Annotated in this window: 15 protein-coding genes; 9 read left to right on the top strand and 6 right to left on the bottom strand. The window is 33.7% G+C overall.

The genetic code is table 11. From position 1 onward, the window contains the following. Complete coding sequence (locus EJ01_RS09230; protein ID WP_048081776.1) at nt 1-1,155, bottom strand: ABC transporter permease; 1,155 nt, start codon at nt 1,153-1,155, stop codon at nt 1-3. A 756-nt stretch (nt 1,156-1,911) separates the two neighbouring features. Beyond that, a complete protein-coding gene (locus EJ01_RS09225) occupies nt 1,912-2,127 on the bottom strand; it encodes a hypothetical protein (protein ID WP_048081775.1) in 216 nt (71 codons plus the stop codon). Between the two features lie 195 nt (nt 2,128-2,322). Here EJ01_RS09225 and EJ01_RS09220 point away from each other — a divergent pair, with 195 nt between their 5' ends. Both EJ01_RS09220 and EJ01_RS09215 read left to right on the top strand, forming a co-directional pair. Further along, on the top strand, nt 2,323-2,703 hold the full coding sequence (locus EJ01_RS09220; protein WP_048081774.1) for a YkvA family protein: 381 nt from the start codon (nt 2,323-2,325) through the stop codon (nt 2,701-2,703). Between the two features lie 45 nt (nt 2,704-2,748). Then, nucleotides 2,749-3,363, top strand: coding sequence for a LysE family translocator (locus EJ01_RS09215; RefSeq protein ID WP_048081773.1), 615 nt, complete (start codon nt 2,749-2,751; stop codon nt 3,361-3,363). Between the two features lie 97 nt (nt 3,364-3,460). Here EJ01_RS09215 and EJ01_RS09210 read toward each other — a convergent pair whose 3' ends face one another. From EJ01_RS09210 to EJ01_RS09200, 3 genes are all read right to left on the bottom strand, one after another. Continuing rightward, nucleotides 3,461-4,678 (bottom strand): zinc ribbon domain-containing protein, encoded by a 1,218-nt coding sequence (locus tag EJ01_RS09210; protein ID WP_048081772.1) that lies wholly within the window; start codon nt 4,676-4,678, stop codon nt 3,461-3,463. A gap of 135 nt (nt 4,679-4,813) precedes the next feature. Then, nucleotides 4,814-5,890, bottom strand: a complete 1,077-nt coding sequence (locus tag EJ01_RS09205) for a zinc-ribbon domain-containing protein (RefSeq protein WP_048081771.1) — start codon at nt 5,888-5,890, stop codon at nt 4,814-4,816. A 275-nt stretch (nt 5,891-6,165) separates the two neighbouring features. Further along, the gene (locus tag EJ01_RS09200; protein ID WP_048081770.1) at nt 6,166-6,909 is read right to left on the bottom strand and encodes an alpha/beta hydrolase; all 744 of its coding nucleotides are present in this window, start codon (nt 6,907-6,909) and stop codon (nt 6,166-6,168) included. Between the two features lie 319 nt (nt 6,910-7,228). Here EJ01_RS09200 and EJ01_RS16510 point away from each other — a divergent pair, with 319 nt between their 5' ends. The 5 genes from EJ01_RS16510 to EJ01_RS09175 all read left to right on the top strand — a co-directional run bounded on the left by EJ01_RS16510 (nt 7,229) and on the right by EJ01_RS09175 (nt 12,728). After that, on the top strand, nt 7,229-8,842 hold the full coding sequence (locus EJ01_RS16510; protein ID WP_052376023.1) for a sensor histidine kinase: 1,614 nt from the start codon (nt 7,229-7,231) through the stop codon (nt 8,840-8,842). 113 nt (nt 8,843-8,955) lie between these two features. Further along, complete coding sequence (locus tag EJ01_RS09190) at nt 8,956-9,459, top strand: structural protein (protein ID WP_048081769.1); 504 nt, start codon at nt 8,956-8,958, stop codon at nt 9,457-9,459. A gap of 128 nt (nt 9,460-9,587) precedes the next feature. Next, on the top strand, nt 9,588-10,721 hold the full coding sequence (locus EJ01_RS09185; RefSeq protein WP_048081768.1) for an aldo/keto reductase: 1,134 nt from the start codon (nt 9,588-9,590) through the stop codon (nt 10,719-10,721). 115 nt (nt 10,722-10,836) lie between these two features. Beyond that, nucleotides 10,837-11,991: an aldo/keto reductase gene (locus EJ01_RS09180; protein ID WP_048081767.1), complete on the top strand. Its 1,155-nt coding sequence runs from the start codon at nt 10,837-10,839 to the stop codon at nt 11,989-11,991. Nucleotides 11,992-12,047: 56 nt separating this feature from the next. After that, a complete protein-coding gene (locus EJ01_RS09175; RefSeq protein ID WP_048081766.1) occupies nt 12,048-12,728 on the top strand; it encodes a DUF4332 domain-containing protein in 681 nt (226 codons plus the stop codon). A 36-nt stretch (nt 12,729-12,764) separates the two neighbouring features. Here the strand turns inward: EJ01_RS09175 and EJ01_RS09170 are convergent, their stop codons facing one another. Next, nucleotides 12,765-13,541 (bottom strand): hypothetical protein, encoded by a 777-nt coding sequence (locus tag EJ01_RS09170; protein WP_052376022.1) that lies wholly within the window; start codon nt 13,539-13,541, stop codon nt 12,765-12,767. A gap of 381 nt (nt 13,542-13,922) precedes the next feature. On the opposite strand from EJ01_RS09170, the gene EJ01_RS09160 reads away from it, so the two are divergent. Both EJ01_RS09160 and EJ01_RS09155 read left to right on the top strand, forming a co-directional pair. After that, on the top strand, nt 13,923-14,348 hold the full coding sequence (locus EJ01_RS09160; protein ID WP_048081763.1) for a MarR family winged helix-turn-helix transcriptional regulator: 426 nt from the start codon (nt 13,923-13,925) through the stop codon (nt 14,346-14,348). A 71-nt stretch (nt 14,349-14,419) separates the two neighbouring features. After that, a complete protein-coding gene (locus tag EJ01_RS09155; protein WP_048081762.1) occupies nt 14,420-15,187 on the top strand; it encodes a class I SAM-dependent methyltransferase in 768 nt (255 codons plus the stop codon). Nucleotide 15,188: the final 1 nt, after the last annotated feature.

Genomic DNA, 15,188 nt, shown 5'->3' with positions numbered 1-15,188 from the left:
TTATTCATATCTTAAAGCCTCAATTGGGCTGATACGGTTGGCCAAATAGGCAGGTATTAATCCCGAGAATGTTCCTATGACAAATACTATCAATGCCACCTGTACCACTACTGCCGATGGGACTGCAAAATGGAAGAAATTTACATTTTTAGCACCCATAAGGATTCCAAGGATATCATATACTGGAGACATGAGTAAAATTCCTATAACACCACCTATAAAGCTCAGTATCAATGATTCATATATTATTAATGCCATTATTGACCTTCTCTTTGTTCCAATAGCCCTCATTGTACCAATTTCCCTGGTTTTTTCCTTTACAGACATCATCATAACGTTCATGATAAGGATCATGGAAACAATAAATATAAAAAGGCTGATCATGTTCATGAATATTTTAATTTGACTTAAATTATTATCAATAGTTTTTTGAGTGTCATTTTCAGAGTAAATGCTGTATTTAGGGTAAGCATCTTGCAAATTATTCTCAGCATCCTGTGCAGAATATTGTGCTTTAGGTTTTATAATTACAGTTGAAATAAGATCAGGCCTGTCTGAAATGTCCTGGGCATGAGAAAGAGACATAACCATTGAACTATCTATAGTTAACGGCCATCCTGAACCCACTTTACTCATAACACCTATTACTTTAAATTTATTGTCCTTAACCTTGAAAGTATCTCCTACTGTGACATTGTACTTTTTAGCAGTTTCTGATCCCAAAATAACTGCGTTGCTGCTTTGCCCAACTAAAGATCCTGTTCCATTAATAGTAGTATTTTCAATAAACGCCTGCTCTTTACCTGGCGTTAAACCAACAATAACTGTGGGAGTAAAACTATTATCAGTCGAACTTTCTTCTAAAGAAGCAAATAACGCCAGAGTACTTTTTTGTGAGTCAACCACTTTACGGTCAAGCACCTCTTTACCAAGACTTTCAGTAATTATACTTCCAACAGGCGGATAACTGGTTCCATTTTTTTCAAAAAATAATTTTCCATTAACAGTACCTAAATCACCTTTAAGACCATCTTCCATTTCAAACAGAACAAGATTAACCACCCCAATAAGAAGGACACATGCCATCACGCCAATTATACACATTGCCGCGCGGCCCTTTTTTGCTTTAAAATCTTTAAACGCTACATCTAACACTTTTTATCCCCTATCGCTTTTTATTAATTTATTATTTTGATCATATTGACTATTAATAGATAAATTACATATATAAGTTAATTTATACGCTTAGTTCAAAAAATGGTTTATATTAACATTATAATAAGCAAATTAAATCAATATTTGATACAAACAATAAATATTTCATTTTAGATATTAAAAATCGTATATTCTAACTTAAAACCCATTATATAATGTTAATTATGCATATACCTAAATATATACTTTACATAAATGATTTGTACTAAGATACGTACGAATTAGTATTTTATTGATAATTTCATTGTTTTATCATAAAATTTAAACCTGCAGAATGCTTAATTACGATTTAACTGAAATGATTTTAATGACCATTAAAAACTAACGCACCTAAACGAAAAAGAAATTTTAAAAGATAGAGCAGCAATTGAACACATTTACTAATCTTACTGTATCCATGTAAAGCAGAGCCAATGAATATATTAGCTACATAATTGTGGCAAATTCAAAAATATATATGCTAAAAATCTAGTTAATACGTCAATAATTGATCATAAAGAAAATGCTTTTGAGGCTAGGTTACATCTCATCTCCAGCCATAACCCGCGTTGGCACTTAACCATAATTAAAATAGAGTATATAAAAGCTTAATTCTCAAAATAAAATTTTTAATAGCTATTTCAAGTAAATTACTGCTTTAAAAAATAGAAATGAGGAGAAATTCCCCTTAAACAAGTACTTCCCAAAAACATTTACTTAATTTATCAATTTATTATTCTTCCGGAACAATCTTAAATGGCATTTACTGGAGTGGTGGCATCTGTTTGTACTGGTTATTGAGATATTGCTTCTAGGGGGTCCGTGGGAGTGTCTGTTGTTATGTCCTTCTTCTACATGTTGAGCTGCCATTGCTCCAGAAAATCCTACAGCGGCTAAAAATGCAAGCAGGATGATTCCTAACTTTATTTTCATGCAATTGCACCTCCACATGTATCTTTGCGCAGGTTATTTTAGGTGTGCGCAGACTTGTACCTATGTTGGTTATGTAATAAAATACTTGTTGTTTATATTAATAAAATTCATAAAACTCTAAAAACAATACTTGGTTATAAACACGAAATCTTATCTATGAATTTGAATTAGCAAATTTTTCATCTGGATGACTTTATGTTCAAAAACTGGAAATCTATGGCAGAAAAATTTGAAATAGAAACTTACGCACTCTATTTAGCCTATAAAGATCCTAAAGTTCCATTACACATTAAAGTTGTCATTCTTTTGGTTATTACTTATCTTTTAAGCCCAATTGACCTAATTCCAGATTTCATACCCTTACTTGGTTATATCGATGATTTCTTGTTGATAACCGCGGGAATTCCTATTTTACTTAAAATGGTTCCTAAAGAGATAATGGATGAGTATAGAGAAAGTGCAAAAATAAAATTCAGTGAAGGAATACCTAAAAGTAGATTTGCGGCTTTGATTATTGTGTTGATTTGGGTTCTGGCTGCTGTTATAATATTGAATTTTGTTATAAAGTTTATTTGAAATAAATTAGAATACATTACTTAAATTCTAGGAGACACCAAAATAATGTTCAACCTACTCATTGCAGGAATCACCCTCGGCCTCTACTCCGGCCTCTCACCAGGCCCCCTACTCATCTTACTAATATCCCAAACCCTAAAACACGGCCACAGGGAAGGTATAAAAGTCGCGTTCTCTCCATTAATCACAGACTTACCAATCATAGTAGTATCCCTGTTATTCTTATCATTTGTTGCAGGATACAGCTCAATTTTAGGCATCATATCGATTCTTGGAGGTTTATTCCTACTTTATATGGCCTATGAAAGTTTCAAAACAAGAGAACTAACTGAAAATATTGAAGCAGAAGAACCAAAATCACTTAAAAAAGGAGCAACAGTTAACTTTTTAAATCCCGCACCTTACCTGTTCTGGATAACCGTCGGAGGACCCATAATCATAACCGCTTACACAGGCAGTATTTTAGCTCCATTAATGTTCATTATAGGCTTTTATGTTCTTTTAGTGGGTTCAAAAATAGTTCTGGCCTTCGCTGCAGGGAAATCCCGTGAATTCATTACAGGGAAACCTTATCTTTACATTATGCGGATCCTTGGAGCAGTACTCGTGATATTTGCGCTTTATTTCTTCAATCAAGGTGTTCACTTGTTAATAAAATAAAGATAGTTGATTTAAATTCGCACCCTAAAAAGAGGTTAAAAATTTTATTAAAAGAAGGTTTTAATCAGTACACATATGGAGATTAACACTAACCTCGTTAAAATCCACCGCCACAATCGCCTCCTCCTCCGCAGTCGCCCCCGCCACCGTCAGATCCTCCACCGTCGCCGTAACTACTGTCAGAACTTCCACCATCAGAACCCCAAAATCCACCATCAGATCCTGTACCATAACTGGAACTGTCAGACCATCCATAATGATTATAACTATCATAACTGGTACTATTAGATCCATTATTGCTTTCTATATTATTAAATCCAAAATCAAAATTATTGGCATCGATTGAATTAAAAATACGATCTATATCCTCATTTGAAAATATATTATTATCTGAATTCTGCATAAATACAGGATACCAGCCATGATTATAATGTATAGATGGGCCAGCGCAACCTTTTTTATTAGAAAATAATGCCTTAATCTTTTCAGAATTATCTTTAATACGTTTAAAATTATGTTCATCAATTAAGAACATATTTGAACCGCAGATTTGCAGGTATGCTTTAGCTCTCCCAGGATCTGTTTCTAACCAATTTTCCAGATTTTTCCCTTCATCTTTTAATTTTAACATTATTTCCTGAGCTTCTATCCCTTTATCACTTAATACATACTTATTTCGTGGAAATCCGTTTTTAATGGTAAAAAAGCCGTCTGAAAATAATGGCTCGAGCAATTTTTTCCTAGCATAATTATATTGAAGAGCTTTACGGTAAACACGCTCTTGAAGTATCCAAAATCTTTTACTATCTGATTCAGATGGCAAACATTCTAAAAATATTTCTTCATGAGGTTTAAGAGGCATTTCAAAAAGTTCCCCTTCCTCCAAATAAATTATGTCTGCTTTTTTCCTGCCAAATATATTTGCCTTTCCTTCTTCTATATTCACTTTAAAGACATTTTTGCATATAAGGTCTATTAAAGTCACTTTCAACAATTCATTTAGTGATTCTTTATGCCCCACATATTTTTTAGGGTTTAAAAGCATAAGAGATTCAGCAGGAGTTAAATTCAATGAAACTTTTTTACCAGAATCATCACTGAAAATATCATCCTGAAAGTTAGGTATTTCCTTATCTTGAGTTTCTAAACTATTTATTTCTGATTCAAAACTCGCACCACAATTCATGCAAAAGTTTGCAGCCTTAATATTCTTTTTACCGCATTCTGGACAAAATTTATAAATGTTTGCTCCACATAAACTACAGAAACGAGCATTTTCTCCATTATCTGCTCCGCATTCAGGACACTTAATCAATTTTCTCACCAATGACTTAATAGATTTATATTATATTTCGATTTTTAGGAGTCATTTCCTGATTAAGGATCTCTTGTTAATAAAATAATCCTTATTGATTAGTAAACAGTTTTAGGAATATATTTGAGGTCTGCTTCAGTCACCGCCCCCTCCACAATCACCGCCACCGTCAAAGCCTCCGCTGTCGAATCCTGAATCAAAATCATTGAAATCCATTGAATCAAACACATCAAAGGTGCTAACATCTGAAAATATATCACTGAAGCTGTCATCAAAGCTAGTAAAATCATCGAAGTCATCAAAATCTATACCTTGAGAATGGTGTCTAAATGCACTGTACCAGCGGACTTTATTAAATGCATATGCAGTACCTACAACTGCAGCACCTGCAAATAATGCGCTTATTTTTTTAGAATTATTCTTAAACCATTCGAAATAGTAATCATCTGTCAGGAAGATATTTGACCCTCCCATTAAAATGTATGCCTTAGCTCTTCCTGGATCTGTTTCTATCCAATTTTCGAGGTCTTTTCCATCTTCTTTCAATTTAAAGATCATTTCTTGCGCATCTAACCCTTTATAGCTTAATGAATACTTTTTTCCCAAAAATTTCTTTTCCACATCAAAAAAACCTTCTAAAGCCAATGGCTCTAACAGTTTTTTCTTTGCATAATCATTTGAATGGCGGTAAACCTGCTGTTGAAGCTTTTTAAGTCTCTTACTATCTACTTTGCCAGGCAAATATTTCCTGAATACCTCCTCATGAGGTTTAAGGGGCATGTTAAAATTTTTCCCCTCCAGCAGGTAGGTCTCCTTAACAAGTTTACTACTAAATAAACCCTTCTTCTCAACTTCTCTAACCTCTAATTTAAAAACATCTTTAAAAACAAGGTCAATCAAGGTAACTTTCAGCAGTTCTTGTAGTGCAGTTCCATAACCCTGATAAAAACCATGATCCATGATCATAAGTGATTCCGCAGGAGTTAAATCTAATGAAACCATTCCACCATAGTCATTTACGTTATTTTGATTTTTTACACCATCAAATTCAAATGTTAAACTCATACCACAATTTTCGCAAAATCGGGCGGTATCGACATTTTTATGGGCACATTCTGGGCAGAATTTATATTTGACCAATTTTTTCCCACATGATTTGCAGAAATTGTAATTATCATCATTATTTGATCCACATTCCGGACATTTAATCAATTTTCTCACCATAGAATAATTCAATAGAGTCACATTCCCCTAAATTTCTGTATAAACTACTAATATATATCATTTTTCTTTTTATGTGCTATTCCATTAACTTAAATTTATGAAAATGACTTTAATCTATGAAGCATGGAAAATATAAAAATTTAGAGGCAATACTGCCCATATTCATATAAAAAATGCTTTTAAGCAGGATTATAAATATTAAACAGATTTCTTAGCCAAGCAGTTTATACCAAAATAAGGATAGCTGATACTAAATTAGCTGCCTAAAGATTTTTAAGGAATTCAAGTATGTGACCCACAATTTTATTCTGCTGCTCTTCCCTTGTGATTGTACTGTTGTTATCTCCTGCTTGAGGGCCGTAGTTACCGTTATTGTAATGGTTACCACCAGGAATAGTGATAAAGACAGTATTTGCAGGGAACTTATTTTTGTTATTAGAAATATCCTGAGCTGTCGTAAGATTATCCAGAGAACCTCTAATTGATAATGCTTTAAAAGTGGCATTTGAAGCATTTGTCGAAGGGTAAGCAGCTAAATATACCACTCCCTTAATTTTATCTTGATGATTTACAGCATATTCAGACGCGAAAACACCTCCCAGCGAGTGGCCCATAATTATCCATGAATTGATCTCAGGATGTTTAGCTATAACATCATCTGCACCATTAACTCCAAAGAAAGCTAAATTAAAAGGCATTTTCACAATTATCGTGGTGTATCCCTTTGCAGCAAGTTTAGAAGCAATAACAGAATAAGCTTCAGGCTGGACCTTGCCTCCGGGATAAAATATTATTCCCGTGGTGCTCCTGTTTTGAGTAGGAGTAAATGTAATAGAGTTATCTGTATCTGTAACATTATAAACATCCGTTGATTTAAGTGCAGCTTCAGCTTTACTATCTGCATGATAATAATCAGTAACATAATAAGCGAAAGAAGCGGCTGCTACTGCAAATACTGCTAATATAATTAATAAGAATAATCGCTTTTTAGATCCTATACATTTCATATTAGTCCCCTCTAATCATTACCTAACTAAATTATATCTTTAAATTAAAAAAAGCATTTCTACATCCAGATTTAAAATGTAAATTAAAACACCGCTGTTTAAATAAATCTAACATTTTACTCCACATACTTACAATTATCAAAATTACGTTTGTTAGCCACTTAAAACATTCAGACGATGCTGTTTGCAGTAGTTACCTTTTATTGAGTTAATAAAAACATAACCATTAAAAAAATAATAAAATGTAAGTAATACTCAAAATATAATAAGTAATATTAATCCAATGGCAACTGTTAATTTTAGTATTATGAGGAATTAGATGGATTTAAGCAACTCCATTACTTTTAGAGCTAATTTAAAAAGGTTTTCTGAAATTTTAAGCATTGTAATAATTATAATTGGAGTTATTATATTCATTGGATGGGCTTTTAATATTCCTCTCCTCAAAAGCCCAGGTCCTGATTTCCCCACCATTAAATTCAATTCTGCATTATGTTTTATTTTAATAGGAGCTTCTTTATGGCTGCAACAGACAAAAAGGATTAACAAAAGAAATAGACATATTGCACAAGTATTAGCAGTTATAGTATTATCAATTGGGTTGATTGCCCTCATTGAACATTTATTCAACTTTAATTTAGGTATAGATCAAACATTATTTACAGAACCATTTGGAACACTTGAAACTTCCTCACCAAATCGAATAGCATTTATTGGAGCAATTGAATACATAATAACCGGTGCTGCACTTTTAATTATTGATAAAAAAATAAATAATCACTTTCCTACTCAGTATTTAATGATTTTAGGGAGTACTATCTCTTTAATGGTTCTTTTAGGCTATTTATATGATGCATCAGAATTTTACCAGATATCCTATTATACTGCAACTTCCATTTATGCAGGAATAGGATTTATGTTAATATCTTTTGCTGTTCTTATTGCACGTCCTGAAACAGGCTTTATGAGGGTATTGACCAGTGGAGAATATGGGAGCATATTTGGACTCAGGATCCTATTTGTGCTGGCAATTATTTCCATAGTTTTTGGGTGGTTACGGATATTAGGGCAGAATTTAGGTTATTATGATACAGCTTTCGGGACAGTGTTATATACCCTTTCAGTACTTATTATTTTGAGTATTTTTGTGTGGAGCAGTATTCTATCCCTTAACAAAACTGATAGAGAACGTAAAGAAGCAAATAATGAATTAAAGAAAAATTTGGGAGAATTAGAACGCTCCAACAAAGAATTAAAGAGTTTTGCCCACATTACAAGTCATGATTTGCAGGAGCCCCTCAGGACAATAACCAGTTATTCCCAGCTTATAGAAAGGCGTTACAAAAGACAGTTAGATCCTGATGCTGATGAATTCCTTGAATACATGGTCAGTGATGCAAAGAGAATGAAAAGCATGATTCAAGGTTTACTGGACTACTCTCATGTTGAAGCTAAAGGTAATGAATTTAAAGAAATTAACACTGAAAAAGCACTTGATATTGCTTTATCCAATTTACAGTATTCAATAGACCAGTGCCATGCTGAAGTAACCCATGATCCCCTTCCACCCATTTTTGCAGATGAAAATCAGATAGTGAATGTATTCCAGAATTTAATTGATAATGCTTTAAAATTCCGAAAAAAAGATGAAACACCAAAGATTCACGTCTCAGCAAAAAAAGATGACAATGAATGGATTTTTTCCGTCAAAGATAACAGCATGGGAATTGAAGACCAGTATTTTGATAAAATTTTTGAAGTGTTTAAAAGGTTACATGCTATTGGAGAGTATGAAGGTGCAGGAATTGGACTTGCAATTGTAAAAAGGATTATAGACCGTCATGGAGGCCATATTTGGGTTGAATCTTCTCCAAGGAAAGGTTCTACATTTTATTTTACGATTCCCATTATTTACAGATCAAGTGTTAATTAGCGATAAATATCAAAAATTAGAGATTTTAGCAGGTATATACTTATTATAAAATTTTAGATTCCCCTTTTTAAATTGAAAAAAATGATTTTAATAAGTTCAATTAATGTATATCCATGAAAGCTGAACAACTGCACAGAGTCATCACAGCAATGAATAAAAAAATAAATGATATCATAAGCCAGGAAACAGGCGGAGTGCACTTTGGAGGGCATGTAGAACTACTTGCCGCTGTCGCGTCCATTGAAGAACTCTATGATTTAAGTTATGCTCCTGAAGCAGAAGCTAAAAGAACAGGGATCATGCACATAATGATAAGTGCCATGCTGGAAGGTCAATCGGCAGAACAAATAACCCAAATACTCAAAACTAAAGGATTAACAGACGGTGATGCATATAAAGTAGCGGTAAGCGAAAAACGGAGGATTGAAAACCTCGCTGACTGGTATGAGTATTATGGTGCAGGATATAAATTCTTCAGCGCAATATCTGAAGATGATGCATGTGAAATATGTAAAAATGCCTATGAAAACAATAAAAAACATCCTATAGAACAGTTAAATATGTTGCCACCTTTACACGGTGAATGCCGATGTGATTTAATGTTTCACCGAAAATAAGTTAATATCTTTTAAACCTGGATGGGTAAATTACTTAAATTAATTCATTCTATTTTATTCAATCTATTACATGTAAATTAGAAATGAATTTTCATTAATTCAAATCAGTTTTATCGGAGGATTATCACTTGTTATACAGAAATTTCGGAAAAACAGGCAAAGAGGTTTCAATACTTGGTTTTGGATGCATGAGGCTTCCAATACTTAATGATAAACCAGAAAAAATAAATGAACCGCTGGCAACAGAAATGCTCCATTACGCCATAGATCACGGCGTGAATTACATTGATACAGCTTATCCTTATCACAAAGGTATGAGCGAAATTGCAGTTGGAAATGCATTGAAAAACGGTTACAGGGATCAGGTGTATCTTTCCACCAAATTACCCAGCTGGCTTGTTCAAAAAAAGGAAGACTTTGACAGCTTTCTGGATGAACAGCTCAAAAAACTACAAACCGACAGGATAGATTTCTATCTCCTGCACGGTCTCCACAGGAATTTTTGGGAAAAGCTGCTGAATCTAGACGTTTTCGAATTCCTGGACTCTGCAGTTGAAGACGGCAGAATAGGCCATGTTGGCTTTTCATTCCACGATGAACTTGAATTTTTTAAGGAAGTTGTGGACTCTTACAAATGGGATTTTTCTCAGATCCAGTACAACTACATCGATCAGGAGTTTCAGGCAGAAAGGGCAGGACTTAACTACGCAGCAGACAAAATGGGGACTGTAATCATGGAACCGCTTAGAGGGAGCTGCCTTACAGACAACATTCCGTTAGACATTCAGGCAATATGGGATAAATCCTCAGTTAAAAGAAGCCTTGCAGAATGGGCTCTGCTCTTTTTATGGGACCAGCCAGAAGTTAATGTGGTTTTAAGCGGCATGAGTAAAATGGAACATGTTGTAGACAATATAAATATTGCAGAAAAGGGCCACGCCAATGTTCTTACAGATGATGAAAGAAATCTAATTGAAGAAGTTAGAGAAACTTACAGTGCAAGAATGCATGCTGGCTGCACAAGCTGTAACTACTGCATGCCCTGTCCTCAGGGAGTGGATATTCCACTGAACTTGAATCTATTAAACGACACTTACATCTATAAAAACATGCAAAAACCGTCTGGAAACTATTCCTTCTTAATAGCCAAAGGAATGAGTGCTTCATTTTGTAATCAGTGTGGCGCATGTGAAGAAGCATGTACACAAAACCTTCAAATAAGGGAATATCTTAAAGAAGCAGTTGAAACTTTTGAGAAGTAGCTAAAATTAAGAGATATACTTTATCTCACTATTTTTTAATTCTAACTTTACTATAAAATTATAATAAAAATAAATTCCAAATAATTAACATAATTCCTTTTTAGGGGGACTCTTTTTGTTATACAGAACTTTTGGAAAAACAGGGAAAAAAGTTTCAATACTCGGTTTTGGATGCATGAGGCTTCCAATAATCGACAACAACCCTGAAAGAATAAATGAACCGCTGGCAACAGAAATGCTCCATTACGCCATAGATCACGGCGTGAATTATATTGACACTGCTTACCCTTATCACGGCCTCGATGCAACACAAGGAGGCATGAGTGAAATATTTGTTGGAAATGTTCTAAAAGAAGGATACAGGGATCAAGTGTATCTTTCCACTAAATTACCCAGTTGGAATATCGAGAAAAAAGAAGACCTCAATTATTACCTGGATATGCAGCTTAAAAGGCTGCAAACTGACAGTATAGATTTTTATCTTTTACACGGTCTTGGTAAAAATACATGGTCAAACTTAAAAGAACTTGATGTCCTTGAATTTATGGACTCTGCACTTGAAGACGGCCGTATAAAGTACGCTGGTTTTTCATATCACGACGAAATTGAACTTTTTAAGGAGATTATAGACTCTTACAACTGGAGTTTCGCCTTGATTCAGTACAACTATATGGATGAAGACTTCCAGGCTGGAAAAGAAGGGCTTGAATATATGGCTGCCAGAGACATCGGTACTGCAATTATGGAACCACTTCGAGGAGGCTGTCTCACAAATAATATTCCTCCAGATATTCAGGCTGTATGGGATAAGGCCCCAGTTAAAAGAAGCCCTGTAGAATGGGCCCTGCGCTTCCTATGGGACCATTCAGAAGTGAATGTGGTTTTAAGCGGCATGAGTAAAATGGAGCAGGTTATAGAAAACATTAAAATTGCAGAAAATGGACATGTGAACAGCCTCACTGCTGAAGAGAGAAATCTGATTCAGGAGGCTAAAGATACTTACATTGAAAGGATTCATGCTGGATGTACCGGCTGTAATTACTGCATGCCTTGCCCCAATGGGGTCGATATTCCCACCAACCTGAACATTTTAAACGATCTGTACATTTACCAGAACATGGAAAAACCCGCTGGAAGTTATGCATTTATTAAAGCCAAAAATGCAAATGCATCAGTTTGTGATGACTGCGGTGACTGTGAGGAAAAATGCACGCAAAAACTCGAGATAAGGAAATACCTTAAAGAAGTGGTGGAAACGTTTGAAAAATAGTAAAACAATCCTGAATTATTTATATATTCTCAATTAAATTATTACCCTGGATTAGTATGGTTGACGACTATTATATTGACCTTGAAAAGTACCCCTTAATTAAATTTAAGCAGGAACTAACAGAAGCAGACCTTCTTCCAAGCAGAAAAATATTGAAAGAGCAAATTGATACCAGATTTAAAATTTTAGAAAGTAAAGGAATTAAAAATCTGAGTGATCTATCAACTTCATTGAAAACTCCCAAAAAAGCTAAAGAATTTGCTGAAAGGTCAGGCTTACCTCAAGATTATATTTTAATTTTAAGAAGGGAAGTAAACAGCTATTTACCTAAACCAGTGCACCTTGAAAAGTTTCCAGGCATTGAAAAAGATACTTTAAACAAATTAAACAGCAAGGGTATTAAAAATACTGCCCATTTATTTAAAATAATTAAAACTCAGGAGGACAGAGCCAAATTAGCTGCTGAAACTAAGATAAGTCCAGAAGAAATACTGGAATTAACCAAATTAACTGATTTATCAAGGGTTAAATGGATTGGACCAATTTTTGCACGGATGTTTTTAGATTCTGGAACAGATACTGTAAAAAAACTATCAAATGCAGATGCAAAAGCTCTTTATGGAAAACTTATTCAAATTAATAATGAAAAAAGATATACAAAGGGCAGATTTATCGAAAGCGACGTTGAACTCTGTATTAAAGTTTCTAAAATGGTTCCAATGACAATAATTTACTGAAAAATCCATTGCTCTTCAGAGTGGAACAATAACTGTTTATTCCAGTTCTAATCTAATTCCCCCCATTTTAGGTGCTAAAAAGTTGTAAATCACCGCAATTAAAGCAAAAATCAGGAAATAACCCAGAAAATAACTTAACCCATTTAAGGCAATGATTGTAATGTCATTTATTATATTTCCGACGCTTGGATTTCCAGTTACAGCAAGAGATAATAGAGTTATAAGGCCCATAATAACTCCAAATGCACCAAAAACTGCGCCTGAAAGCGGTGCTGCAGCAGCTACGACAGGTAAAGATTTTATTTCGTGCAGATTTTCTGAAATTACTTCAATATCCAGCTGCATTCTGATAAATTTTGTGGCTATATAATTGTAGAATATTGCAAATAATCCATTGCTAACAATTCCATATACAAAGGTTACGAGTGGTAATCCAATTATCAAAATTAATGCCAGTGCAGCTCCATTTGTTCCTAAAACAGTATTGATTAAAAGAGTTGTTCCACTTATATCTATGCTCCTTTCAATAGCGTTAGCTGTAAAGTTAATTAGCATGAGTATGATATTTGTAAAAGGTATGATTGCCGCTGCCAAAAACAAACCAACAATAAACAGCCATATTGTTTCAATGCTCGCTATAATTAAAGAAAATGCTTTTACAGGTATTTCTGTTATTTCATTGTTATCCAATCTCAATTTTATACCGCATAATCTGGAGGTTATCCTGTTATAAAGCAGTCCACTGAAAAAACTTACCGCCATAATCAGGAAATATGTAGTTATTGGGAGAATAACAACTGATGCTATACCCATACCATTTATAATATCACCAAGCGTACCTAAATGTGGTATAAAAGTTGTTACAAGTCTAGATATTATTAGAATTATCACAGAGTAAATGAATACTAAAATTGCAGCTGTTGAAGATGCTATTCGTGTAAAAGAAATTAATTCAATAGATTTAATTTCTGTGATATTTGCTATTTTTTCACCTCGTTCTATTCAATTTATTATAATTATAGTCGTTTTGTTTAATATATTTTCTTATTTCAAGCCATTAAACAGATTTAAAAGTAAAAATAAGCATTTAAAACTATTCAAAGTTAGCAAAATAATATAAGTACGTGAAAACCCTCCAATAAATTTATATAATAGTTAGTTAGATAAAACTATTTACTCAAGAGGATGAAACATATGACTTATGAACTTGAACTGGTAGAGGCAGTTGATAGATTAACCGAACTGATGGGAAACTTCCAGAATCAGATTTTAAGCGGTGCTTTAAAAAATTTCACCCTGCGCCAGCTGTATTATATCGAGTTAATCAACAAGCACGAAAATATAAGCGTGTCTGAAATAGCAAAGATGTTGGGTGTTAAGAAATCTACAGTTTCTATCGCCATTAACCAGCTGATAGATCGAGGCATCGTGACTAAAATTCAATCAAATGATGATAAACGATTTTATTTCCTCGGGTTAACACCTGAAGGTAAGACTATAATTAAAATACACATGCAAGTTCACAAAAATGCAATTAAAAAGATTTTGGATGTTTTAAATGAAGATGAAGTTGAGAACTTCATTAAAATCGTAGGTAAAATTACAACATCAGGACTGTAATTTTTTTTAAAATATAGTTAGTTTCGCAAAACTAATTAGAAATTAATTAAAAAATAGTAAAGGATGTTATTATGGAACAAATAGACAAAAACCGTTTTCACCTGCAAAAAATGGCAGTTAACTATGATAAAATGTGTCAAATAACTGTGCCCGGATATGATTTCCTGCAGAACGCCGCGATAGATATCTTAAAATTTGAAAATATTGAGGAAATCATTCTTTTAGATTTAGGAGCTGGAAGCGGTATTTTAATTGAAAAGGTACTGAAAGAGTTTCCAGATTCAAGTTGCTACTACTTAGATTCTTCTGATGAATTCATGTCTGTTGCAAAGGAGAGGTTACAGAAATATGAAGACAGAGTGAATTATATCAAGTCTGATTTCTGCAAAAACTGGGAGTCAAAAATTACAGAGAAACCCACTGTGATCACATCCATGTCTGCAATTCACCACCTTCAAACAAAAAACAAAAAGAAACTGTACCAAAAATGTTATGATATGCTTGAAGAAGGCGGTTGGTTTTTTAATATCGATGAAATGAAAACAGTGACTGAAGATGCATACTTAAAAAACCTTTACTATTGGATTTATCATGCCCAAAAACAAAAATACACGATTTCTGATGATCTATCCTCATCTTATGAAGCATGGATGGAAAAATTCAGCAACTGGAAAAAAAGAAATTTAGATAACGCCCATATTCCAAAACAGGAAGGAGATGACATTCACGAGCCTTTTTTAGCCCAATTGGATTGTCTAAGAGAGATAGGCTTCACTGAAACCGATATCTTCTCTAAGCACATGTTATGGTGCTTAATAGGTGGAAAAAAATCATTTTAAA

This window comes from Methanobacterium veterum (assembly GCF_000745485.1).
Taxonomy (GTDB): domain Archaea; phylum Methanobacteriota; class Methanobacteria; order Methanobacteriales; family Methanobacteriaceae; genus Methanobacterium_D; species Methanobacterium_D veterum.
The sequence above is the reverse complement of the archived record's forward strand: the minus strand, read 5'-3'. Positions and strand labels throughout refer to the sequence as shown.